This window comes from Mesorhizobium shangrilense, from assembly GCF_040537815.1.
GTDB classification, from domain to species: Bacteria; Pseudomonadota; Alphaproteobacteria; order Rhizobiales; family Rhizobiaceae; genus Mesorhizobium; species Mesorhizobium shangrilense.
Map to the genome: position 1 here is coordinate 4,031,238 of NZ_JBEWSZ010000001.1, position 24,440 is coordinate 4,055,677.

The 24,440-nt window shown below is 60.9% G+C and carries 19 protein-coding genes; 5 read left to right on the forward strand and 14 right to left on the reverse strand.

What is annotated here, in order from left to right; translation table 11 throughout:
• Positions 1-357: 357 nt before the first annotated feature.
• Positions 358-1,038, forward strand: a complete 681-nt coding sequence (locus tag ABVQ20_RS19575; protein ID WP_354461145.1) for a Crp/Fnr family transcriptional regulator — start codon at positions 358-360, stop codon at positions 1,036-1,038.
• Positions 1,039-1,068: 30 nt separating this feature from the next.
• On the opposite strand, the gene ABVQ20_RS19580 is transcribed toward ABVQ20_RS19575, so the two are convergent.
• The 3 genes from ABVQ20_RS19580 to ABVQ20_RS19590 form a co-directional block, all read right to left on the reverse strand.
• The gene (locus tag ABVQ20_RS19580; RefSeq protein ID WP_354461146.1) at positions 1,069-5,295 is read right to left on the reverse strand and encodes a cytochrome P450; all 4,227 of its coding nucleotides are present in this window, start codon (positions 5,293-5,295) and stop codon (positions 1,069-1,071) included.
• Positions 5,296-5,413: 118 nt separating this feature from the next.
• Positions 5,414-7,183 (reverse strand): adenylate/guanylate cyclase domain-containing protein, encoded by a 1,770-nt coding sequence (locus tag ABVQ20_RS19585; RefSeq protein WP_354461147.1) that lies wholly within the window; start codon positions 7,181-7,183, stop codon positions 5,414-5,416.
• A gap of 670 nt (positions 7,184-7,853) precedes the next feature.
• Complete coding sequence (locus ABVQ20_RS19590; protein WP_354461148.1) at positions 7,854-8,507, reverse strand: hypothetical protein; 654 nt, start codon at positions 8,505-8,507, stop codon at positions 7,854-7,856.
• A 435-nt stretch (positions 8,508-8,942) separates the two neighbouring features.
• Between ABVQ20_RS19590 and ABVQ20_RS19595 the strand changes: the two genes are divergently transcribed.
• Positions 8,943-9,386 (forward strand): Ros/MucR family transcriptional regulator, encoded by a 444-nt coding sequence (locus ABVQ20_RS19595; protein ID WP_354461149.1) that lies wholly within the window; start codon positions 8,943-8,945, stop codon positions 9,384-9,386.
• A 23-nt stretch (positions 9,387-9,409) separates the two neighbouring features.
• Here the strand turns inward: ABVQ20_RS19595 and ABVQ20_RS19600 are convergent, their stop codons facing one another.
• Both ABVQ20_RS19600 and ABVQ20_RS19605 read right to left on the reverse strand, forming a co-directional pair.
• Positions 9,410-9,676 carry a Y4oE-related protein gene (locus ABVQ20_RS19600; protein WP_354461150.1) on the reverse strand — a complete coding sequence of 89 codons (267 nt, stop codon included), beginning with the start codon at positions 9,674-9,676 and terminating at the stop codon, positions 9,410-9,412.
• Positions 9,677-9,940: 264 nt separating this feature from the next.
• Entirely contained in the window at positions 9,941-10,396 is a 456-nt protein-coding gene (locus tag ABVQ20_RS19605) for a hypothetical protein (protein WP_354461151.1), read from the reverse strand.
• A gap of 1,302 nt (positions 10,397-11,698) precedes the next feature.
• Between ABVQ20_RS19605 and tnpA the strand changes: the two genes are divergently transcribed.
• The 3 genes from tnpA to tnpC all read left to right on the forward strand — a co-directional run bounded on the left by tnpA (position 11,699) and on the right by tnpC (position 14,332).
• Entirely contained in the window at positions 11,699-12,361 is a 663-nt protein-coding gene (gene tnpA, locus ABVQ20_RS19610) for an IS66-like element accessory protein TnpA (RefSeq protein WP_354461152.1), read from the forward strand.
• Positions 12,358-12,711 (forward strand): IS66 family insertion sequence element accessory protein TnpB, encoded by a 354-nt coding sequence (tnpB, locus tag ABVQ20_RS19615; RefSeq protein ID WP_354461153.1) that lies wholly within the window; start codon positions 12,358-12,360, stop codon positions 12,709-12,711. Before tnpA ends, tnpB begins: the two co-directional genes overlap by 4 nt.
• Positions 12,712-12,787: 76 nt before the next feature.
• The gene (tnpC, locus tag ABVQ20_RS19620; RefSeq protein ID WP_435528390.1) at positions 12,788-14,332 is read left to right on the forward strand and encodes an IS66 family transposase; all 1,545 of its coding nucleotides are present in this window, start codon (positions 12,788-12,790) and stop codon (positions 14,330-14,332) included.
• Between the two features lie 442 nt (positions 14,333-14,774).
• Here tnpC and ABVQ20_RS19625 read toward each other — a convergent pair whose 3' ends face one another.
• The 9 genes from ABVQ20_RS19625 to ABVQ20_RS19665 all read right to left on the reverse strand — a co-directional run bounded on the left by ABVQ20_RS19625 (position 14,775) and on the right by ABVQ20_RS19665 (position 24,364).
• Positions 14,775-15,518: an amino acid ABC transporter ATP-binding protein gene (locus ABVQ20_RS19625; RefSeq protein ID WP_354461154.1), complete on the reverse strand. Its 744-nt coding sequence runs from the start codon at positions 15,516-15,518 to the stop codon at positions 14,775-14,777.
• Positions 15,515-16,489 carry an amino acid ABC transporter permease gene (locus tag ABVQ20_RS19630; RefSeq protein WP_354461155.1) on the reverse strand — a complete coding sequence of 325 codons (975 nt, stop codon included), beginning with the start codon at positions 16,487-16,489 and terminating at the stop codon, positions 15,515-15,517. The genes ABVQ20_RS19625 and ABVQ20_RS19630 overlap by 4 nt, the downstream gene beginning before the upstream one ends.
• Before the next feature lie 60 nt (positions 16,490-16,549).
• Positions 16,550-17,383, reverse strand: a complete 834-nt coding sequence (locus ABVQ20_RS19635; RefSeq protein WP_354461156.1) for a transporter substrate-binding domain-containing protein — start codon at positions 17,381-17,383, stop codon at positions 16,550-16,552.
• A gap of 161 nt (positions 17,384-17,544) precedes the next feature.
• On the reverse strand, positions 17,545-17,931 hold the full coding sequence (locus tag ABVQ20_RS19640; protein ID WP_354461157.1) for a carboxymuconolactone decarboxylase family protein: 387 nt from the start codon (positions 17,929-17,931) through the stop codon (positions 17,545-17,547).
• On the reverse strand, positions 17,924-18,748 hold the full coding sequence (locus ABVQ20_RS19645; protein WP_354461158.1) for an alpha/beta fold hydrolase: 825 nt from the start codon (positions 18,746-18,748) through the stop codon (positions 17,924-17,926). Before ABVQ20_RS19645 ends, ABVQ20_RS19640 begins: the two co-directional genes overlap by 8 nt.
• 5 nt (positions 18,749-18,753) lie before the next feature.
• Positions 18,754-19,827: an LLM class flavin-dependent oxidoreductase gene (locus ABVQ20_RS19650; protein WP_354461159.1), complete on the reverse strand. Its 1,074-nt coding sequence runs from the start codon at positions 19,825-19,827 to the stop codon at positions 18,754-18,756.
• Between the two features lie 37 nt (positions 19,828-19,864).
• Positions 19,865-21,376, reverse strand: a complete 1,512-nt coding sequence (locus tag ABVQ20_RS19655; RefSeq protein WP_354461160.1) for an aldehyde dehydrogenase — start codon at positions 21,374-21,376, stop codon at positions 19,865-19,867.
• Positions 21,373-22,365: a flavin reductase gene (locus tag ABVQ20_RS19660; protein ID WP_354461161.1), complete on the reverse strand. Its 993-nt coding sequence runs from the start codon at positions 22,363-22,365 to the stop codon at positions 21,373-21,375. The genes ABVQ20_RS19655 and ABVQ20_RS19660 overlap by 4 nt, the downstream gene beginning before the upstream one ends.
• A 199-nt stretch (positions 22,366-22,564) precedes the next feature.
• Positions 22,565-24,364, reverse strand: a complete 1,800-nt coding sequence (locus ABVQ20_RS19665; protein WP_354461162.1) for a helix-turn-helix domain-containing protein — start codon at positions 24,362-24,364, stop codon at positions 22,565-22,567.
• Between the last annotated feature and the right edge of the window lie 76 nt (positions 24,365-24,440).

Consider the following 24,440-nt stretch of genomic DNA (forward strand, 5'->3'; position numbering starts at 1 on the left):
GAGATTGAACTTTTGATTAGCCACTCGCCCTACCCCTTTTACCCGCACCGTCGAGATCGACGGTGATGCCCAACCCTTTCACTTCCGTCCGAAACAACATCCCCCGATTGCGGTATGGTGCTTCGGTCGATGCGAACAATCGCTCTGTTTGTCGCTTCGATCTGTGATGTGGTTCACAGGCGGTAACCCGATTTCCGAACAATTGCCCGACGCGAAAACCGGCTCGCCAGCGCCCCAAAGCCATGCGTATGTGGACGACCCTCCCAATTCGTGCTGCTATATTAGCACGAAATTGACCTTCGATACCGGTAACATTCCAGAGAGCAGTCACGTCCCTTGGATCAACGGAACCTGATCATGCCCAGCGCAAACGACAGCGATGACCTGCCGCGCCTAGCCCGGATCGATCCGAGCCTGTTTGATCTGCTGTTCAGCGGCTGCAAGATCGAACGTTATGCAGCGGGCCAGCATCTCTTCGTCCAGGAAGACGTCGCCGACCGCATCTATGGCGTGATGAGCGGCACGGTGGAGATTTCGATATACTCGCCAGGCGGCCAGAAACTGGTGGCCAACATCGAACTGTCGCGCAGCCTGGTCGGAGAGATCGGCGCGCTCGACGGGCGCCCGCGCACGGCGACCGCGATCTGCCTGACCGCTTGCGGGCTGGTCTCGCTCAGCCGGACACAGCTCTTCGATCGCATCGAGAAGAATCCGCCATTGGCGCGCGCCATGATCGAATTGTTGTGCACGAGATTGCGCTGGGTCAGCGGCGAACTCGGAGACCAGGCCTTTTTCGGCATCGAGGCCAGGCTGGCGAAACGGCTGATCTTCCTTGCCGGCGTGATGGCGGATGCCGGCGGCTGGATACCGATCTCGCAGTCGGAACTCGGCGAATTCCTCGGAGCAACCCGCGAGTCCGTCAACAAGACGCTCAATGACTGGCGCACAAGGCAGATCATCGACATCAAACGCGGCGGGTTGCGCATGGTCGATGCCAGTGCTCTTCGCCACCTGGCCGAGTCGCGCGACGACGACTGACGAAGGACCGCTCATGGAAATGTTGGCCGCTCAGAGCCGCGATATCAGATAGCGCAGCGCGGACCGGCTCGGCATGAAGAAATATCCGCCACCCCGCGTGGTGATGAATTTCGGAATGCCTTTCAGCACGGTGGCCTTTTCCCATGACGGGATGGTGAAACTGCCGCCGCGATGCTTGCCGATCATCGGGTCCCTTTCGTCGACGAGGCCCTGGAACGAAGACGACGACACCCAGGTCTGCTGGATGAATTCGTACTGGCGCTCGATGTCGGCGTTCATGCACATGAAGAGCAGGCCCTTTTCGACCGCGCCCTTCTCGTCCTGCTTCTCATAGCTGCGGCCCGCCCGGATGATCCGGTGGCGCTTGCCGATCTGGATCTGCGTCTCATGGTCTTCGCCCAGTGAATCGCGCGGATTCGACCGACGGACATGGGCACCCAGCGGACAGCGATGCCCTTGTGGATCCTCGACGCCAAAGGCGTAGTCATTGTCGACGCTGCGACCCGGGCGACCGTCGGGATTGCGCACCAGCGAGCTGCCGTCGGGCCAGCGGCCAAGCATCTTGGCGGCAACCCAGCGCGGGGTAACAGCCGGGTTGCCGGTATCACTTGCCACCTGCGTGGCCGCGGTCTTGCAATAGTCATGGAAGGCTTCGACGTGCTGCTCGAGCTGGCGCAGCACGATGAAAGTGCCGTTGCGACCGAAATCATGTGGCGATGGCGGCTGGCCGGGGATGATGCGGTTGTGGCGCACCGCCGGCAGGATGCCGTCGCGATCTTGCGACGCCTGGACCCAAGGCGATGCCGGATAGAAGCCATGTTCATCGCGATAGCCGAACAGAAACTCGCCCGGCGCCACCAGGTGCATCGGCGCGGTACTGGCCTTGGCGCGCGTGGTTCCGATGACGATCGGCTGCGAAACGCCGTCGACAAAGCCAAAATGCTCGAGCGACTTCTTGCCGTCGCGTATTACCATCAAAGGCAGTTGCGCGACCACGGTCATGCCCGCATTCACGACCCTTTGCTTGATGGCAGCGATCTCGGCCTGCAGCATCTCCTGGCTTTCGGCATAGCAAACGACCGCCAGGTCCACAGGGTTTCTGTGCGAGCCCCATTCCCATTTGTCTGGCGCGCTGTCGCCGAGATCATTGAGAATGCGGCTGCGCTGGGGGTTGCCCATGCCATGGCGGAACGCTGCCGGAAATGAATCCAGGGGATCGGCACCGACGCCGCCATCCAGCCCCAAATGCTTGAGGCCATTGGGACCGAGCGCCACTGTCATGGCGCGCGCCGACGGGACGCCATCGCCGAAGCTCGTTCGCTCGACGACAAACTCCAGCCACGCTTTTCGGCTGACGCTGGAGAGATTGTCGGGAACAGCGATGCCCAGCATGTGGGCATGGCCCAGCGAGCCGAACGGACCAAAGAAAATGGACTGGATTTCACCGGTTTCCAATTGCTCCACGGCTGGCGGAGCAGGCGTGAGGAGGCTGATCGCCGCCCCGGTTTGCTGCGTGCTCGGACGCGGCAAGGATCCGAACAGGCTCAGCCAGTCACGCGCTTCGCTGCCGGTCGCCCCGGCGATGCCTCGCCTTATCTGGGAATTGACGCGGATACCGACCGTATTGAGATCGTGATAGGCCGAATACCAGAACAGGGTCGGCACCTGCTGCCGCCGCGCCCAGCGCTTGAAGCGATCAGCATCGCGCGCGCCGTCGAGAAACAGCCAGCGGGTACGCGGATATCCTTGAGTGTTGCTCCATACGCCGGTCAGGCCGGCAGCCGCCTTGGCGATGAAATCCTCGAGATAGCTCTCCCAGCTGCCGCCGTAGTTGGAAAAGAACACAAGCTTGTTGGTGCCAGGCACCAGCACCCAGCGGGCGAAGTGAATGGTGTTGATGTTGGCGAGGAAGCCCGGCTTGAAGACTTTCTTGGCCGAGATGGAGATAAGGTAGAACGAAAGCCTGAGCGCCAGCCACCGCAAGGTTCCAGGCTTCATCGTCGAGATCGCCGTCAAATGGTTCTGGGCGAAGTGATCCTCGTGGGCGAGGATCTTGTTCAGGGCGATGAGGTCGATCGCGGTGTTGTCAGGACGGTCGCTGTTTTCGAGCCGCCTCAGGGCAAGGAAACAGGCACCGAGGAATAGCCCCGTCAAAGCCAGAAGCCCGAGCGCGGCCAACAGCAGCGCAACGCCGGCAATGATGACGGTGGCCAAAGTGACACCGGCCGGATCACCGAACACGTGCACATAGATCGCCCATGTAAAGACGAGCACGGTCACGAAGACGGCGGCCAGCATTGGCGGCGCCAGCAGCGTCGTGGTTATGGCTTGCCACCACTTTCCTGGCGGGTCTTCGAGCAGGCTCTCGGCCGGCTCGAACGCCCATGCGAATTTTCCCGATGACCGCACATGACGCCGGGCTTCCTCAAGCACTGCGGCGGCACTGACGCTGGCGGGCCGAGGTTTCTCGACAAGGGCGCGAATGGAGTCGGCGAGTTCGGCTTCAGCCAGGATACGCTGGACCGAATGCCCCGGCGTCCCCGAAAACACCAGACCGGCATTGCTGCCGAACGAAGGCGAGATATCGACATTGTGCTTGCGCAGGAAGTCGTGCAGCGGCGCGCCATCTCCCAGGTCGCAGGCGTCCTTGAAAACCGGCCGTAGCCGATGTCCGATGGCCTGCGTCACGGCATTGATGACGTCATCGATGCTGCCGTCGCCGGAGATTTCGAGAACAAGCGCCCCTGCCTGACGGCCCGACCCATCGTCCGCCTCGTCAGCGGGGACCACAGCCAGGCTGGTGAAATGAATGATGCCGGCTGCGTTCAACTCGGCGCGGATCTCGTCGTCGGCCGGGTTGCCGAGCTGGCCGACCCGGCGGTTGACGTCATCCAGCGATGCACTTCGAGCGATCGGGCAGACCACCGTCACCATCGACTGGTCGACCGTCCGGCAAAGGGCCGGCCGGTCGAAATCGACCGCGAGGCTGTCCGGATAGGCGCCGACATTCGTCATTCGTCCGACCTTGCCGGGGGACCGGCGCAGGTTAGGCTTCTGGAACAGGGCACGCAGACTTTCGCCGATCTGGATCCTGGCGATTTCGGCGCCTATGCACAGATGGATGCCATGTCCAAAGACCATGTAATCGCGATCCGGACGCGTGATATCGAAGACATTCGGGTTCTGCACGGCATCGGGATCGAACATCGCCGACAGCGTTGCCGGCATGACCACCGTTCCCGCCTTCACCACGCGCTCGCGGCGCGTTCCCCTGGCGATGGTCGTATCGCGGCTGGTGTAGCGCCACGGACCAACCCAGATCGGCTTGAACCGCATGGCTTCCCGAATGGCCTTGTCCAGCCTGTCGGTGTCTTCGTCGGCCAGTGCCGCATCGATGGCCTGTCGGGCGTCCGGCCGCGACAGGATGACGTCGAGGCAATTGCTGCCGGCAAGCAGGTTGGTCGGAACGAAGCCGGTGATCATGCCCAGCATGATCGAATGAAGATCGGGCAATGACAGGCGCCCCTGATCGAGCAAGGCGACCAGCCGGGGCAGAGGCTTCTCGTCCTTCGCACCCTTGTCCCTGATCGCCGCGATAGAGCGGTCGATGACCTTGATCAGCCGATCTCCGGCCACCACGGCAAGCTGGCGCACGGTCGGGTTCGCGGTCGGATCGGAGAAGAACAACGCACTCAAGCCCAGGGACCAGTTCGCGAACTCGGTCTCGTCGTCAATCTCGAGGCCGAAGTAATCGCGGCAGATGCGCACCGGGACGATCTTCATCAGATCGGCGACCGCATCGAAACCGGGCGTGGCGCCAGTCATGATTTCGCGCGACTGCTGCGCGGCGATCGGCCTGACAACGGCTTCGACCTCCGACGGCGGAAAGGCGCTCAGCACCGATGATTTCATTCGCCGGTAGGCGGCGCCATCCTGCATGCCGAGGATGAAGTTCGATCCCCGCGCGAGCTCGGTCATCTCCGGCCCGTAAGGCGTCTCGAATTCGTCGCCGCGCTCCAATATGTCGCGAACGTCGGCATTTCTGGTGACGAGCAGGAAATTGCCTATGGCAAGGTTGGGCCAGAACCTGCGCAAAAGCGCCAGGAGCCAGCGAGGATCGCTGAACAGGAAGCCGGCGAGGCGCGCCGCAAAACCCTTTGAACGGAGCCGTTCGATGTCGAAGGGCGGCATTTGCGACAGCGGACGCTGGCTTTTCTGGGCCGCGCGAATGGCGTCGAAGTATTTGATCCTGATCATGCGCGTTCAAGCCCCCCGGCTATCCACGTCATTGCGATGCCGGCTCCCCAAGGCCTAGGTTTGCAACGGTTCCGCGTATGTGAAATTTCTCACAGTTCCCCGGACTCCGCCATCTCGATCATGCGGTTGATTTGGCCAGTTCGACATTGGCGATGAGAAACTCGTTTGCGGCCTTGTCCGCGAATGGTATCCAGCGAACCCGCTGCTCGGAGAAATCGGGATGCCGTGCCATGAAGATGGCCAGTTCCCGCTTGGCATCGTCGTTACGGCCGCTTCTCGCCAAGGCCCCGACCTTGACGAACCTGGCATAGAAATAGCCGGGCGACAGATTGAGCGAGCGGTCGGCGGTGGCGATCGCGGATGGCCAGTCTTCGACGAAATTGTAGGCTGAGGCCAGTTCGCCAAGATTGTGGAACCGATAGAGGTCGAAGGGGCTCAATCGCTCGGCATCGAGAAAGAACGGTATCGCACCCGCGGCGTCGCCCTCCAGCAGACGCGCGCTGCCCATTGCCGAACGCGCGAAGGCAAAGCTCGGATTGATGCGGATCGCCTCCTCCAGGTGGTCGATCGCGGCCCCGGGCTTTCCCCTCATGATCTCGATGACGCCAAGGTGGGCGTGCGGGCGCGGATCCTGGCTATCCATCAGCAAGGCCTTGCGGGCGTATCGCTCGACCTTGTCCAGATCGTCGCTGTCGCCGAAATGCAGCCACGCCCGCCAGAAATACCACCATGCCAGTTCATTCAGGACGGTGCTCGAATTCGGATCCTCCTGATAGGCCTTCTCGAAGAATTCCAGCGCCATTTCCGTATCGCCGCGCGTGCGCCGGTTCATGTGCCAGCGACCGCGCCGCACCAATTGCCAACTCTCCAGGCTTTCCCAAGGCACCTGGAACGTCCGCACCTGCTCGGCGCGGTCGACTTCCTTGTCCAGTATCGAGACGATCTCGCTGCCAATCTGGTCGCGCAACTTGAAGATATCGACCAGATCGCGGTCGAACCGTTGTGACCAGACCAGTCGGCCGTTCGATGCATCGGCAAGCGACGTGTCCAGACGGATCTTCCCGTTGTTGCGTATCAACGTGCCGCTGACGACGTAGCGCGCGCCCAGCGCGTTGCCGATCACCCGCGTGCCCAGCGTATCGTCGCGAAACTGGAAGCTGGAACTCTTGGCGATGACCGAGAGCCATCTGGTGTTGGAAAGGCCGTAGATGATGTCCTCGGCAATACCATCGGCCATGTAGCCGATGTCGCGCTCGCCGCCCTCGCCCCTGAAGGGCAGGACGGCTATGGCCGGCGGGCCTTTGGAGAACCTCTGCTGGTTATTCTGGGGAACGGCTGGGACGATGGGAGACGCGCCGTTTCCGTTGCGGCCGGCGATCAGGACGCGCACCGGCAGCACGATGTTCTTCAGCGTGAATTCGCCGAGATCGGTGAACTCGGCCGCGGTCTTGTCCTTCACATGGTGCCAGGTCGTCTCCGAAACGGCGAGGCCGTCATGCGGTGCGAATTCCTGGATTCTGGCGGCGATATTGACGTCGTCGCCATAGAGCCGCCCCTCACGGACGATGACATCGCCGGTGTTGATACCGGCGCGAAAGGGCATGCGCATGTGTTTGTCGACGGATGCATTGAGCGTGCCGATGCGCTCCTGGAAATCGAAAGCCGCGCGCAGGGCCTCGATCGGATTGCCGAACTCGGCCATGATGCTGTCGCCGGCTTCGCCGAAGGTGCGCCCGCCGAATGCGCCGCAGCGATCGACGATGATGTCACGCCTGGCCTCGAATGCGGCAACGGCGGATTCATCGTCTATGCCCATCAGGCGCGAGAATTCCACCGCGTCGATCGAAACGATCGTCGCCAACTGACGCGTGTAATGCCGCTCAGCCATGCCTGAGCCTAGTCGCCCCTTCTGGCTCTCGTCCATCGCAAGCAAGCCCCGCAGCGGAACGCAGTCCGCCGCTTCCACCGGAAGATCACCAACCTCTGCAGGATTGGCCCGCCGTTGCCCTCCTGTCAGGCTTCGAGGTGTAGCAGGGTCCTCGCAAAAGCTCCACCATGATCCGCATCCCCGAGGCGAAGGGTGCAGGTCAGGGCAGAAACTGAAATCGACTCATGGTTATTGAAAGGTATCCAAGACACCTTCTGCTCCGCCTTCAGCGGATTCTCCCGCTCCATATGAACGGGCGGTGTGGCGGATCGATCGCGGCTTCGCCATCCAGGGAAACAATCTCTGGCCAGTCTGTCTGACCGTGCGACGGACGATCCGTTCGTTCAATGAAGCCCGCCCACGGCCGGCGCCGAAGGGGGCGGGGGGGCTTGGGGTTACCTTTGGCACCGGCCAGGCGGGATTAAAGCGCCGCGGGCAGAACGTAGCACGTCTCCCGCGAGCGGTAATTCCGTGATCGCGGAAGGTCCTGCATGAATGCTTGGCTTGAAATTGTTCACTGGGGGTGCTCATGCGGGTTCGAGGGCGCCCGGGACCTCTATCCGACAAGCCGGGGCGACGCGCTCGCCATCGATGGTGAACGCACCCAGTTCTTGACCAAGACCGGCGGCAATCAGTCAGCCGGGCGGAAGCCTCGATGGAGGAGCAGAAGCGATCCCAGGCAAAACCCAACCGCCACGAGCCCGGCTATCATCAGCCACCGCATGAAAATCGCCTGTTCGTCGTGGCCGACGATGCGATAAAGATTGTTGATCTCGATCATTTCGGCATTTGACAGCCGCTTTTTGGGCAACGCTCGGTCGGTATAGAAATATTTGGTCATCGCATTGAACTCGAGTTCATCCCCGATGAACATTTCAGTGGGGTTCAGATCCGACGTGACATGATCGCTGCTGGTATACGGGAACTCCTGCGTGGCGCGGATATCGACATTGCTGAAGTCCGGTTTTATGGCGCCTGGGTGAAACCAGCCTGGTGAATACTCCATCCACTGCCCAGAGCGAGGCATATGCGTGACCGGCTGGTTCACGATCTGGATTACCCGCTGCTCCGCCCGCGCGGTTTCGGCATTCAGCTTTTGAATCGCCGGCAGGGCCCAGAAGACAGCAACGGCCACAACCAGCACAAGGCTCGTCAAACCAACCAGGCGCAGGATATGGCCGACAGGGCGCGCCGGTTTCACCATGCGGCCGGCGAGCACAGGCTGGGCGCGACTCTCGCGGCCTCTTCGGCCGAAAGCGACGCCCTGCTGATTGTCGACGTTCATCCGGCCACCTTGAACAAGTGGGGCTAACGCTGCGTTAAAGGCACTCGGTACTGGTTCAGAAGCCCGGTGCGGGTCGAATCTCGTCAAAAAGGGGTTCGGCAAGCAGTGCGAAACGCCCACTGCCTCGCCAGCCAGGCCCGCATGATCCCCTTGCGATCCAACGAACAAGGCGCGAGGCAATTCCCTCGGGCACCAGATGCCGCGTTGAACTTCCGCGATCACGCCATGCCGCATCTCAGCGACTCAACTAGTCTTGTCGCGCGGCGGACCTGATACCCGCCTGGCCGGCGCCATCGCGAACTCCCAAGCGGCGCCGGCCATCTTAACCATGGATCAACGGATACGATCGAAGGGCCGAATATGTCCGATGATGGCGTTGCATCCCCGCCGCTGCCTCAATAGAAATCCTGAAATCGATGTTACAAGGACCGCGAGATGACAGAAGAGACCGACCGTCGCTCGGCAGAACTAATCGGACTGACAACAGAAATTGTCGCCGCATATGTGCAAAATAATTCCATACCCTCGGCTAACCTGCCGGATCTGATTGCTTCGGTTTATCTCTCGATTTCAAATCTTGGTCCGCCTGCAATCGTCGAACGGCCCGTGCAGACGCCTGCCGTCAACCCGAAGCGGTCGGTGTTTCCCGACTACATCGTGTCGCTGGAGGACGGTCGCAAGTTCAAGTCAATGAAGCGCCATCTCAGCCTGCTTGGGATGACGCCCGACGAGTACCGCCAGAAATGGAATCTGCCGCCTGATTATCCCATCGTTTCGGCCGATTATGCAGCTCAGCGGTCCGCTCTCGCAAAGGCGGCGGGCCTCGGTAGAAAAGCGGCGCCCGTGAAAGCACCTTCCAAGCGAAAGTCAAAAGCCTAGAGGGCAATAATCTGCGCAACCAGTCAGAAAAGGGGCTCTGCGATGGCTGCCAAGTATGTTTGCTGGGGCGGTCGTAGCGCCGGCTGCCCGCTCCCCAGCAACCGGAACACCTTGACCCAGAAGCGGAAATCACGCTCCCGACCGTCAAAATTCGCGCTCAGACCGCAATGAGCGGCGGCCGTCAGCGCATCGGCGCCGTAGAGTTCAATGGCCTTTTGGGCAACGAGATCCGGATCGGCTCCATCCCAGACCGAAACATCGTCTAAACCGTCGATGCGAGTTTCTGACATGTAATGACCTCGCCGGGTCGCGCGTCGTAAGCGCGTAGGCGTTCCCACGTAGCGTGGTTGTTGCGGAAGTATCAGGTTCTCCTGGGTGATTTGTACCACGAATGGGGCTGGGATGCGCTCAATTGGCTGGTATTCCCGGTGGCCGCACCCAGCCTTGCCGGACCCGCGGCGCTCCCGCCTGGTCGCGAAACGCGAGCGCCTGGCGTCCGGCGCGCTGACCGGGACGCCGAATTGGCGCGTTGAACCGGCGGCCATCCGCCGCTGCTACTGCGGCGCGAACTCGCCCAGATGCTGCCAGTGAATGGTATTCTTCAGGTGGCGCCGCAGGGTGCTCGGCCAAGTATGCTTTCCGTCCAGGTCGATGAACAGGCGGTGGCGGTCGTTCTCCCATGCCAGCTGGTAGCAGAGGATGACCAGTTCCGAGCAATAGACGTGCTTGACGACGCCTTGATGGTTCTTCAGCCGCTCGCGGTACTTGTCGAGCCGCTTCTGCAGGCCGGCACCCGCAGTATGCGTGCTGAACGTGCTCTTGAAGACGGCGCGACCTATTCCGTAGACGGCGGAATTCTTGATTTCGTTGGCGATCGAGTCGACTCTGTCGACCTCGTCACCGGTGAGGTCGACCGTCGGCCTGAATATGTCCGCCTCATTGCCCCAGAGGTCGATGTCGTCGACCTTGATTCCTTTGCCCGTGGCATGAATGACATCGAGCCCCTTCACGACTATTCCGCAATGGGCCGGTTTGAATGTGCTTGTGTTGACGAGTATGTCCCCCGGTTTCATCAAACCGCGTTTCATGCCCGAATTGGGCCTGTAATAAGGTGCCATGATTGTCCCCCGGGGTGCGTTGCATGCCGAGGGCCCCAATCCCCGACGATTCGTCGATCTGACGGCGGCTGCTATTCTTATCCATACCTGTGGCGCCGGCAATTGGTCTGCCCGTCCATTTTCGGGAGTATTTGATTCTCGCCGGCGTGCGCCGTCGCCTCGATCAGGGGTCGTTTCGCAATGCCTGCACCGTCAGCTCGGCCAGCGAGTATCCAAGCAGCATGTTTGAATCGATCTTGGCTCCGGGGTGGCATCTCCGCATGAGCTCACAGAAAAAGCCCGCCCCGGCGTGAACCGAGGCGGGCGAACAAATCGCTATGTCGAGAGATCAGACCGGCTTGCAGTTGCTGATGCATTTACTCGCGGTCACCGCCGAAAGCGTCTCACGCTTTTCGAGTGTTGGCTTCACATACTTCTTCATGAAAAACTTCCCCCGTTGTGGCTTCCCTCCGTGGGGCGGAAATTTCATTGTGTAAAGCAAGCCTGCGAACCCACCCAAAAAAGGTCCGCCACCTTCGGGTAGGGTGAAACGATATGGCTTTCTGCAGTTTGCTATTCAGCCTATTGCGAGCGACCGTCAAATCGCTTGCCGCAGTCCAAAAGCCTTTCATGGACATTAGATCGGTCGTTCTGTTGACAGCGTCCGTCATAGTCAGAATCTTCGTTTTGTAATCCGCCGCGTCCACCCGGTGCGTATTTCAGGCATTCCCGGACACCTATAAAAGCGAGACCCAGTCGCCCTAAGCCTGAAGGCTTCGGTGAGGTCATAGCGGGTCGGCAAAATAAACTTTCAGAGCCGACATTCGCTCCGGGGGTGCCCCGGCAATGCGCCGAGCCGACCAGAGAGACGGAGCCCAAAAAGCCGGCCTCTAAGGTCTTGGAAATATTAAGAGAAACTTGGTGGTGGTGGCAGTCAGGAGCGAACTAGTCTCTGCCTCAATATTCCCTGATACCAGGCTAAATACAGGGTATTTTCGTCATTTGCAGGGAATTCAGATTCGAGTCGATCGGAATGTCTCTGAAATTTCCGTGGTTTGCGACTAAATTCCCTATTTGAAATAACAGGGAATTAGCCGCCATTTATCTGGTGCTCGATGGGACTTATCGTAAGCGTCCAGGGAATGCACACTTGTTAGCAGCGTAAGGGTCCCGATCTCTTTTGCACGGCGAATTTTGCCGCAAAGGAGAAGAGGCATGCCCCGATTGAAGGCCACCAAAGCCGCGGAACTGGAGGCTTTCTGGCGAGCGCATTTGGCCAGCTGGCGCGCAAGCGATTTGAATCAAAGAGAATACTGCGAGGCCCATGGGCTGCCGTTAAAGCGGTTCGGGAACTGGCGTGCCAAGTTCAAACACGAGGATCGCGCCCTCCCCCGCAAGGTGCTCTATCGGCGCAATGGAGGGCTTAGTCCTATGACTAGTCCTAGGACTAAGGAAATTTCCGCTGCGCCGTCGAGCTACATCCCATCGGCCCGATCGAGCGGTGCTGGCTCGAGACGCAACTTTAGTGAGGCTGACAAGCGGCGGATCGTCGAGGAAGCCTGTCGTGAAGAAGTCTCAGTATCCAGCATCGCCAAAAAATACGGGATTGCAGCTAGAGTCTTATTCCGCTGGCGGAAGGAGTTAGTCCCGCCAGTCGGGTCGACCATCGTTCCCGTCGTGATCAGCGATGCACCAGAGCAATCAACGCTTGCGTCTTGCTCAGAGCCTACCATGCCGATGCCTGCACCGATCATCGTCGAGCGCGCCTCAGGAATCGAGGTTGAGCTGATCGGCGGGCGGCGGGTTCGCTTCGAGCGCGATGTCGACCCCGAGACGGTTCGGCGATTGGTTGCCGTTCTTGAGGGAGACGCGCGATGATGTTGGCTTCCTCAGGCGTAAAGGTTCACATCGCGCTCGGCGTCACGGATATGCGCAAGGGCATCGACGGCCTGGCCATGCTCGTCCAGGGTGTCCTGAAGCAGGACCCGTTCTCGGGCCATCTGTTTGCCTTCCGCGGCCGCAAGGCGAACCTCATCAAAATCCTGTTCTGGGATGGCACTGGTCTGTGCCTGTTCACGAAACGGCTGGAGCATGGCCACTTTGACTGGCCCGCCGCAGGACACGCAGGAGGCACTGTGAGCCTGACCTCGACGCAGTTGTCGATGCTCATTGAGGGCATCGACTGGCGTGCGCCCGAACGCCGGTGGAAACCGGCCGTGGCGGGGTAATCCGCGGCTGCGACGGATTGACTCACAGCTCAAAAAGCCTTCGGTTCCGGACGCAGACAGGCGTAAAATCCAGTGCATGACCATCGATCTCGCGGCCCTGCCGGATGACATCGATACGCTGCATCGAATGATCAGCGACCTGGTAACGGCACGCGACCATGATCGCACCGAGGCGCAAGCCGAGATCGATCGGCTGCGGAACATCGTAAAGGCACTGCAACGTATTCAGTTCGGACGGCGCTCCGAGCGTCTCGACAATGACCAATTGCAGCTTGGCCTTGAGGATCTCGATGCCGACGTCGCTCGGGCAGAGACAGGGCTGCCGGAGAGGCCGGACAAGAAAGTGGCACCTGCACGACCAGCCGAGCGTCTGAGCCTACCTGATCATCTGGAACGTGAGGACAGGCATCTCGACATCGACAGCCAGGTCTGCCCTGGCTGTGGCGGACCGATCCATGAGATCGGCGAGAGTGTTAGCGAGATGCTGGACTATGTGCCGGCGCGCTTGCGCGTGCTGCGCATACGGCGCCCCAAATATGGTTGTCGCGCCTGCGGAAAGATCCATCAAGCACCGGCACCCGAGCGCCCAATTGCAAAGGGATTGGCAAGCGCAGGCCTTCTTGCCCATGTGCTGGTCAGCAAATACTGCGACCATCTTCCGCTCTATCGTCAGTCCCAGATCTTTGCCCGTCATGGGGTCGAACTCAACCGCTCGACGCTCGCGAACTGGGTCGGTGGCGCCGCATGGTGGCTCGAGCCACTGCGAGCACGGCTTGCCGAACAGGTCTTGGCGTCTTCCAAGCTGTTTGCGGACGACACACCGATCCCGGTCCTCGATCCCGGTCGAGGTCGGACACGAACCGGACGGCTATGGGTCTATGCCCGGGATGATCGACCGTGGGGCGGATCAGATCCGCCGGCGGCAATCTACTTCTACAGCCAGGACCGCCGAGCCGAGCGGCCAGCCGTTCATCTGGCTCGCTTCCGAGGTATCTTGCAGGTCGACGGCTATGCCGGTTTTGAACAGCTGACGGCGCGCGGCGATATTGTGCTGGCGGCCTGCTGGGCTCATGCACGCAGGAAGTTCTACGACGTCCATCAGGCAATCGCATCGCCGATTGCCGAGGAGGTCCTGCGCCGCATCGGCGAACTCTACGCAATTGAGCAGGACGCTCGCGGGCAACCTGCTGGCGACCGACAGCGTATCCGCCTAGCCCGGTCTCGCACACTGGTTGACGCCATGAAGCCATGGCTGGAAAGCCAGCTCATCCGTGTCCCAACGCGCAGCGCTCTCGCCGAGGCAATCCGGTACACGCTTGCTCGCTGGCCCGCGCTATGCCGCTTCCTCGACGATGGCAGGATCGAACTCGACAACAACACGGTAGAGCGAGCGATCCGTCCAGTCGCACTCGGTCGCAAGAACCATCTATTCGCGGGCTCTGATGGCGGTGCCGACCGGTGGGCCATCGTCGCATCGCTTCTCACCACCGCCAAGCTGAATGAGGTCGAGCCTTTCAGCTATCTCAGGGACGTGCTCGAGCGCATGTCCAACGGCCATCCAATGAGCCGTCTCGACGATCTTCTGCCCTGGAATTGGAAAGATCCAAACGCTCGATTCTGATTTGGTGTCAGAATTGAACGCTTACGACTTATCACCTATCAGGGTCAGCGACTTATCAGTAACCGTCTCCTATCGACCTCGGCAACAATGTCTGGCGCGGCCCTGTCAAGGGCATCGCGCCGCAGTTGCGGCACGAGCAGAACGTCACTGCCTTTTCGGCCAAATCGAGCGCCAGCCGCCGCCCCTTCGTTTGGCACGCACCCACCTTCGCCGTCTCGCTCAGGGCACGCAAACAGCGAAGGGCACGCCTTAGCGGCAAGGCTGTAGAATGCAAACGCCAAGAATGCGACCTTGCCCGCCGATTTATAGGTAGGCCATAACCGTAGGAATCCTGGTGGCACTGGCCAATCGGAAGACCGTCTCGTGGGGACCATAGTAGTAAACACCACAAGAAGGTCGATAAGAGCTCAACCCCATAAAATCCTGGGAGCGGCTAGCTAGGTCAGTGTTTCAAAATCTGGCTGAGAAACAGCCTGGTCCGGGCGTGCTGAGGGCTCCCGAAGAAGCTGTCCGGCTTGCCTTCCTCGACGATCTGGCCTGCATCCATGAAGATCACGCGGTCGGCAACCGCGCGGGCAAAACCCATTTCATGAGTAACGCAAACCATGGTCATGCCGTCGCGCGCGAGGCCGGTCATAGTGTCCAGCACTTCCGACACCATTTCGGGATCGAGTGCCGACGTCGGCTCGTCGAAGAGCATCACCGCCGGCTTCATGCACAGGCTCCGTGCAATCGCGACGCGCTGCTGCTGGCCGCCGGACAGTTGCACCGGGAATTTGTTGGCCTGTTCGGGGATGCGCACGCGCTCCAGGAACTGGAGGGCGGTCTTGCGTGCTTCCGCCGCCGAGACGCCTTTGACCCACATCGGACCGGCCATGCAGTTCATCAGCACAGTCATATGCGGAAACAGGTTAAAGTGCTGGAAGACCATGCCGACATTGCTGCGCACTTCGGCGACGTTCTTCATCCTTGGATGGAGATGGATGCCGTTTACGCGGATGTCGCCAGCCTGATGCGCTTCGAGGCGATTGAAGCAGCGGATCAGGGTGGACTTGCCCGAACCGGACGGCCCGCAGATGACGATGCGTTCGCCCTTGTGGACCGTCAGGTTGATGTCCTTCAGCGCATGGAATTGACCGTACCATTTGGAAACGGCCTTGGCTTCAATGATCGGTTGCGCGCTCATCGCACCTTGCTCCTGGCATAGTGCCGTTCGATGCGAGACTGGATCAGCTCGAGGCAGATCGACAGCATCCAGTAGATGACCGAAGCCGAAATAAGCATTTCCATGTGCTGGAAGGTTTTCTGACCGAGCGTGCGGGCAAGGAACATCAATTCCCAGACGCCGATGACCGATACCAGCGAACTGTCCTTGAGCATTGAGATGAACTGGTTACCTGTCGGCGGAATGATCACGGGAAGCGCCTGCGGCAGGATGATCCTGCGCATGGTCAGCGAAAAGCCAAAGCCCATGGAGCGCGACGCCTCCCATTGACCACGGTCGATGCTCTGGATTCCTGATCGGAAAATCTCGGTCATGTAGGCTCCGTAGCACAGCGACAGCGCCAGGATGCCGGCCGGGACGGCGCCGACGACGAAGCCCAACTGGGGCAAGCCAAGATAGATCAGATAGACCTGCATCAGGAGCGGCAGCCCGCGAAAGAACGATGTGTAGAAGCTGGCGATGGCATAGGCGAAGCCGTTGGTGGACAGTTTGGCGACGGCACCCAGTATGGCGATCAGGGAGGCGATGATGATGGAGATCGCCGAGACGTAAAGGGTGGTCACGACGCCCTGGGAAATCAGAAACGGCAGCTTTTCCCAGATGAAGGGCAGGCTGAGATGAAAGGTCTCGAAGAAGGCCAGGAAGAGCAGCAGGAGTTCGAACCAGACGATGGCGATCTGGATGCGCAGCGAGGCGAAGCCGATCAGGACGACATTGAAGACGAACAGAAGTGCGATGACGAACGCAATGGCAAACCTGCCATAGAGACCGCTCTGGGATGGTTCGCCGATAACCGGGCGCATCAATTCGCCAAAGCCCGTCGAGGCCAGGTTGAAGGCAAGGAAGATCGCGAAGACGACGCTGAACATCGTCGCGACAAACCATGGCTTGTGCACGAGAATGTCTGCTTCGACGGTATCCGGGTAAAGCATCGTCTGTCCCCTCGGATGGTTCGGCGGCCCGCTTCAGCGGACCACCAACGAAAGTTGAGACTATTTCACGACCGAATAGTCCACCCCGTACCATTTCTTGGACAACGTGCTGAGCGTGCCGTCTCCTTTCATGGCCTTCACCGCATCGGCGATCTTGGCCGAGAATTCAGGATCGCCGTGTTCGATGGCGACGGCCAGCGGTTCATAAAACACCGGTTCGCCAATCTGCTTGATCGGATAGCCGGCCTTCACGGCATCAAGGATGCTGGGCAGGGACGAAACGACGGCGTCGAGCCGAACGCCATCCCCGATCCGCAGGTCGTCGAATGCCGTGGTGGAGTTCTCGTAGGAATGCACGGTTTTCGGATTGAGCTTGTACTCAAATGGCGGAGCGCCGGCCGCGTCGAGCGTCAGATCCTTCTTGGCATAGGCTTCGAAGGTCGATGTCGTCGTCGCGCCGACAACCTTGCCATCCAGATCACTCAACGACGTGGCCTTGCTGTCCTTGTGAACGGCAACGGCGGCTGGAGTGTAGTAGTAAACGGCAGGAAAATCGAAAATCTCGGCCCGCTTCTTGGTGGGTGTCATCGAGCCGACATGCATGTCCCAGCGGCCGACCCAGTTGCCGGCGGTGATGATGTCCCAGCCCGGCGTCAGGAATTCAACCTTGACCCCGATGCGCTTGCCAATCTCCTTGGCCACGTCGACATCGAAGCCGTCCAGTTCATTGTTCGCATTGAGGAAGGACTGCGGCGCCCAATTGGCGTCGGTGGCGACCTTCAGCGTGCCGGCCGCCACGACGCGGTCGAGCACGGCTCCGGCGTAGGCCGGAAGCGTCGCCAAGGCAAAAGCCAGCGAAGCCGCCAGCGTAGTCAGTTTAGCTGATGTTTTCATATGTTCCGTTCCCTTTGTTGTTATTTGCTAAATTAGAGATGAGCCACCTACCGCCGTCTTCCCGCGAGGCAGAGGAGGTTTGTCGCACCGGTTGCTCGGAAGAATGCTAAGTGCACGTAGCGGAGACCCATGCCGTCGTGGCCAGCGATGCGACCTACTCGTCATCCCGGTTCGGCCTTCATCTCGTCGCGAACCGCGCGCGCGATACGAAAGCTCTCGACGCCGGCCGGAATGCCGCAATAGACGGCGATCTGGATCAACGCGGCACGGAGCTCCTCGTCGCTCAGACCGTTGCGCATCGCACCGCGGAAATGCACGCCGAATTCATGCATCCGCCCCAAAGCCGCCAGCATGCCGAGATTGAGCAGGCTGCGCTGCTTGAGGTCGAGCGCCTCGTCCGTCCAGCATGTGCCCCAGCAATACTCGTTGAGGATATCCTGGAAGGGCCGTGAGAAGTCGTCGGCGTTGCCGATTGCGCGATCGACATAATCGTCGCCGAGAACAGCACGCCGAACTGCTTCGCCGGCTTTCTGCAGCTCGTTATCCATGGCTGGTCGCCTCCACCCGTTGCGCGTGTTCGATCAGAAAGTCCGCCATGAGGCCGGCAACCCATTCGGGCGCCTCGACAAGGATCGAATGCCGCAATCTCGGCAGGATCTCCAGCCGCGAACCACGGATCTGATGGTGCATGTGGCGCGCCATGCGCGGGTTGGATCCCTGGTCGTCCTCGCCGGTGATAACAAGCGTCGGCGCCCTGATCTGGTCTAGAACGCCGCCGAAATCGGTCTCGGCCAGCACCCGATACGCGGCGGCGTAGCATGCCGGATCGTTTTCGGCGTCGCGGCGGCGCAGCTCGGCAATCACATCCGGATTGCGCTCCTGAAAATCCTCCGTCAGCCAGCGCGACAGCGATGCGGCATGATGGGCGCTCGGCTGGCTGGCGGTCAGGGCGGCAAGACGGCCGAGAACCGCCTGGCGTTCCTCCGATGAACGTCCGGCAACGGTCGCCAGCAGCACGAGCCGGCGGAGCCGATCGGGATGGGTAAGCGCTAGGCGCTGGGCGATCAGGCCACCCAGCGAGAAGCCGGCCAAGTGAAAGCTTGCGAAGCCGACATGGTCGGCCAAGGCCAGCGTGTCATTGACGAAATCGTCGATTTCGTAACGACCCTTGATACGCGCCGACCGGCCGTGACCACGAAGATCGAATGTCAGCACCGTGAATTGCCCCGGCAAGCGAGCCACGACCCCGTTCCACGCTTCCAGATAAGAACCGACACCGTGAATACAGAACAGCTGCTGTGGCCCGTTCCCGTCGACACGATAGTTGAGCGTGACGTCGCCGTTGACGAAGGAACCGGCCGCCATCGCCCTCAACGCCCCACCGCGACAGCCTTGGCGCGATCCCGCTCGGCGAAGTGCGGCATGACCTCGTCAACGAACAGTTTGATCGTCTTTTTCTGCAGCTCGAACGGCAGATTGAAAGTGAGCCCAAGGCAGTATTGATCGACGCCCGCCGCCTCGTAGTCCTCAAGCTTCTCGATGATCTCGTCGGGCGTGCCGAACATCAGGTTCTTGCGGATGCTCTCTGGGTTGTAGTTGTCTTTGCCCTTGACGCTTTCGTAAGGGACAGCTTCGGGGAAACCGTTCTCCACCGTGCCTATGTTCTGGAACAAGTTCTCGAAGGCGCGCCCATAGTCGATGGCGTGCCGGACCGCGACTTCCCATTCATCCGGCCTGTCGTAGATGCAGGTGCGGCGCTGCATCATCAGGCGTGGGCGCGGCACTTCCGGGTGATCGGCGGCCGCCTTGCGGAATTTTTCGCCGAGCACGGCAATCTCGGCGGCCGGTGCTGAAAGCGGTGTCGACAGAATGTTCGCGCCGATGCCGACGGCCCAGTCGAATGTGCCGGGGTCACGAGCCGCGACCCAGATCGGCGGATGCGGCGTCTGCAAGGGCTTGGGTACGCCGGCAGCGAGCGGAAATTTCCAGTAGTGGCCGTCATGCGCATAGTCCTCGGCCCACAGTTTTTTCACCGCCGGCACCAACTCCTTCAGATAGGCAACGCCCTCCTGCTGCTGCATGCCGCCGGCCATGCGGTCGAACTCGTACTGGTAGGAGCCGCGGGCAATGCCGAACTCCAACCGGCCGCCGGTCAGATGGTCGCAAAGCGCCGCCTCGCCGGCCAACCGGATCGGGCTCCAGTAAGGCGCTACCAGTGTCGAGGTGCCGAGCCGGATCTGCTGGGTGTGCTGCGCCAGCCAGGTCAGAGTCATCAGCGGATTGGGCGAGATGGTGCATTCGATCGTGTGATGCTCGGCGGTCCACAGCGTCTCGAAGCCACCCTCGTCAGCCATTTGAGCCAGTTCGAGCAGATTGCTCTTCACCTTCGACATCGGCATGTCGGGCGAGAAGCGCTCCATAGTCAGCGACACTGCAAATTTCATTGTCTTGTCCCGTACTGTTTGGTCGGCCTGGATGGTGTCAGCGCAGGCGAATGACGAACGGGTCCTGCATGGCCCCGGAATAATCGATCATGATGTTCTTCAGGCGCGAGAACTCCTCCATCACGTCGAGCCCACCGCGGCGGCCATAGCCGCTTTCCTTGAAGCCGCCATTGGCCGACATGAAGGAGGAGGCGCGATAGGTGTTGATCCAGACCGTTCCGGCATCGACATTGCGGGCAAAGCGCAGCGCGCAGTCGATGTCCTTGGTCCAGATGCCGGACGACAGGCCGTAGCGCGTGTCATTGGCGAGCGCGGTCATCTCCTCTTCCGAAGAGAAAGGTATGACGCCGACGACGGGTCCAAAGATCTCCTCCTGCATGAAGTCCATGTCGTTGCTGGCATCGACCATGACGGTCGGCTCGAAATACCAGCCATCCGCGAGCTCGGCGGATTGCGGCCTGCGGCCACCGGCCGCGATCCTTGCCCCCTGATGGACACCGGAGGCTACGTAGCTTTCGACCTTGGCAAGCTGCGCCGAAAGCGCCAGCGGGCCCATATCGGTATCGTCGTTCAAGGGATGGCCGACCCTGATTCGTTTGGTCCGCTCGACCAGGGCGTCGACGAACCGGGTATAGACACTGGCCTCGACGAAACAGCGTGATCCGGCAACGCAGCTCTGACCCGCGGCGGCAAATATGCCGGAGACCACGCCATTGACGGCATGGTCCATGTCGACGTCGGCAAAGACGACATGGGGCGATTTTCCGCCGAGCTCCATCTGGCACGAAACCAGGTTGGCGGCCGCATTGGTGGCGATGCGCCGGCCAGTGGCCGTGCTGCCGGTGAAGACGATCTTGGCGATACCGGGATGACGGGTCAGCGCGTCGCCCGCACTGGCGCCGGTGCCGGTCACGACATTGACGACGCCGGCCGGGAACCCGGCTTCCATGACCAGTTCGGCGAGCGCCAGCGTCGAGGCGGTGGCGTGCTCGGATGGCTTGATGACGACGGTGTTGCCGATCGCAAGGCAGGGCGCTAGGGTGCCGGTGAGCAGCATCAGCGGCGAATTCCATGGCGTGATCATGCCGACGACGCCAAGCGGCTCGCGCATGTTGAAGTTGAGCATGTCGAGCTTGTTGACGGGGATGGTGTCGCCCAGAAGCTTGTCGGCCATCCCAGCGAAATAGGTGTAGGAATCCGGCATGGCGCGCATTTGCGCCCGCATCTCCTTGAGGAGCTTGCCATTGTCGCGGGTCTCGATCAGCGCCAGTTCATCGGCATGTTCCAGCACGAGTTGCGCCAGGCGATAGACGAGTTTGCCGCGGTCGGTCTGGGTCATCCGGCGCCATGCGGGATCGGCGAAGGCCGTCCGCGCGGATGCCACGGCGGCGTCGACATCGGAGGCGTCCGCCTCGGCCAGCTCATACCACGGCTTGGCTGTCGTCGGATCATAGCTGGGAATATACAGGCCACCTTTCGGGGCGACAAAGCCGCCGCCGATGAAAAGCTGCTGGCGAGAATTCTCGAGCGATTTGACTGAAGTCTTCATGGCTTTTCCTGTTCGGCGTCCTGGGGGCCTTGTGTCCATGGCTGCGAGCCGCCATCGATGCGGGCGAGACGCCCGCCATCGCCAGAATCCATGTAGATGCTGAAGCGCTCGTCGTGCCGCTCGTGGCTGTAGCGGCGCAGCAGCGCGCGAATCTCACGCGCCGGAATGTCCTCATAGGGAAGGTCCGCCAGAGGAAAAAACTTGAACCCAGCGGGCACGGTGAACGCGGCCGATGCGCCCGAAAGACGGGCGCGGTAGATAAGGAAGCCGGGATCGCTGTCGGCGACATCGAAGACGGAATAGAGGAACGTCTCGTCCGGCAGCAGTGTCAGCGCATCGCCACCTTCGAGCTTGAGTTCGTTTTCCGCCTTCCGGCTCTTGGCGCTGGGAAGTACCCAGCCGCCCTTGCCGTCGGCGCGCAAAAGGATGTTTCCGTCCGCCTCGATCAGGTAGCCGACGATCATCGAGTGCGAGGCAAGCCAGCCCGGCGGCAGCGGATCCTTCACCGAGGCATAGCGACCTCGGCAAAAGCCGAGCGGCGCCGAAGGACTGGTGCCGAAGGCCTGCACCGCTCCGATCAATACGACATGATCACCGGCATCGACGCGGTTGTGCACGGTGCAGTCGAACCAGGTCAGGCACTCGTTGAGGATTGGCGCGCCGGTGTGGACGCGGTCATGGCTGACCGATCCGAATTTGTCATGAGCCTTCGAGGCGAAGACCGCCGAGACATCGGTCTGCCCCTCATGCAGCAGGTTGACCGCGAAGGAATCGGAGGCGTTGAACGCCGCATAGCTGGCAGCCGCCTTGCCGACGCAAACCAGGAGAAGCGGCGGATCGAGCGAGACCGAGGTGAAGGAGTTCGCCGTCATGCCGCGCGGCGTGCCATCGGCGTCGCGGGTGGTGATGACCGTGACGCCGGTTACGAAGGTTCCGAATGCCCTTCTCAGCGCAATCGGATCGATCGTCGGCTGCGGGGTCGTCAGCATCTGGCCTCGTGTTCCCTTCTTCGGATTGCACGAGACGTTAGCCGCTGACCTGCCGCCGTTCTTCCTCCTGTTGATAGGAACAGGTCCGGCGATCGCTGCTGTGTTTGTGAGCAAGAAGGCAAAGCGCGAACTGGTCAGCGACGGTCGTGTTCCCAAAGCCGGAAACTGTCTGCTCAGCCGAGACTGGACGGAGTTGTTTTTATGGGGAGCCGCGGTTGTCGATGACCTCGCGCAAGCGGATGGCGAGTTCAAAAGCAAAGCGCCGTTCGGGCGTATCGAGATCGACGCCGAACAGTTCCTGGATGCGCGCCAGCCGGTATCGCAATGTGGTCACGTGCAGGCCCATCGCGTCGGCGCAGGCCTGGCTGCGGCAACCTTCGCGCAGATAGGAAAACAGCGTTTCCATGTACGGCGTGCCGTGCTGGCGATCATGGTCGGCGATCGCGCCGACACTGTCTTGCACGAAGCCGCGCACATCCTCGACATCGGCGGCCGCGACCAGCATCGGCAACGGACCGAAATCCTGGCTGGCAAACACGCCGGTGCGGCCAAACGAGCGGCCAATGCGGATCATCCGCCGGCAGCGATCCCACGCCGCCGGATAGTCTGAAAGCTTCGTACAGAGACCCGAAAGAACGACGAACGGCTCCTGGCCGAAATAGCGTCCCAGTTCCTCGGCGATCTTGCGCAGCAGTTTGGCGATACGCTCCTTGTCGTCGCCCAGTTCGGGCGGGATCAGACAGACGAGGCCGTTGTCGACAACGATGATGCCGGCCGCGACCGAATTCTGCTGCAGCAGCCGGATCACGGCGTGATGCGGATCGACAGAACGTCCGGCGCTGCCCTGCGCTGCTTCAGGCAGGTCGACGACGATCATCTGGCGTGGTGACGCCAGCCCGATACCAAGCCGCTGAGCTCGCTGCATCACATCGGTGGCATCATGCCAGCGGTTCTCGACGACCTCCATGAACAGGTCCGTCAGCGTGCGCGTTTCGAACCGGAAGCGGATGAAGCTGCGCATCATCTGGACGCTGAGCGCGAATTTGGCGCTGTCCAGCAAGAGCAGGTCCAACTGGCTGAACGGTTCTTGCATGGCGAAGACGACCAAGGCGCCAACGGCTTCCGCGTCCACGCTCAAAGGTTCGATCTTCGCGCTGACGCGAAGCCGGCGCGTACCGTCGTCTAGGAAGAACGTGTGAGCCTCGTTTTGCGGTCGATCCACAGCCGATCGCGCGACCTTCATGATCTGCCGGTGCAAGGTCGTGTTTGCAGCAAGCTGCCAGGCCGCGTCGTCGAAATGCTTTTCGCTTGGCGTGCGGCTGGCGACGATCAGGTTGGCGGTGAAATCGACAACCACCACAGGGTTGGGAACCAGCGCGCTGATCTTTTCGGCAAGCGAAGGCACCGAGCTTTCCGCCAGGGCCTGCTGCAGAAGCGACGTATGCGCCTGCAAGGCTTTCTGCAGCCGTTCCGCCGCGCGCTTTTCGTCGCGCAGCTTGTGCTGTTTCTCGACCGCGATCTCACCGAGATGGACGATCATGCCGATGAAAGCGATATCGTCTGCCGTAACGTCCATGATCTCGCGGGAGACGACGCTGAGCACCATCGGCCGTCCCGCCTCGTCGACGCAATTCATCGGCATGACCAGGACGCTGCGGTAATCGCGTTCGAACGCCTCCTTGCGATAGCCGGAGAACTCCTCTGAAACCCGGGCGTCGCGGATGTAGACCGGCTCGTTCCGTTTCAGGGCGATGATCGACGGGCTGGTGGCGAGTTCCCAACGATCGGGCAATGGACGCTGGATCAAGGTCGGGTCATGCCGGACGATGACGTAGGCATGGCCGTGTGACGCGTCGATGCTCATGATCGAGCCCATCGTCCATTTGGCGTGCCGGCAGGCGGCCAACACAAGATCGCGCAGCACCGTGCCAAGGTCGCCTCCCGAGTTGATCAGGCTGGCTGCATCCCGCAAGGAGAGGATTTGCGACGGTTGGTTCACGTTCCGATTTGTTCCTGCCAGGACGTTGAGAGCCGAATATAAGCAATTCGGGACCTTCCGAAGCTACACGTCTTCC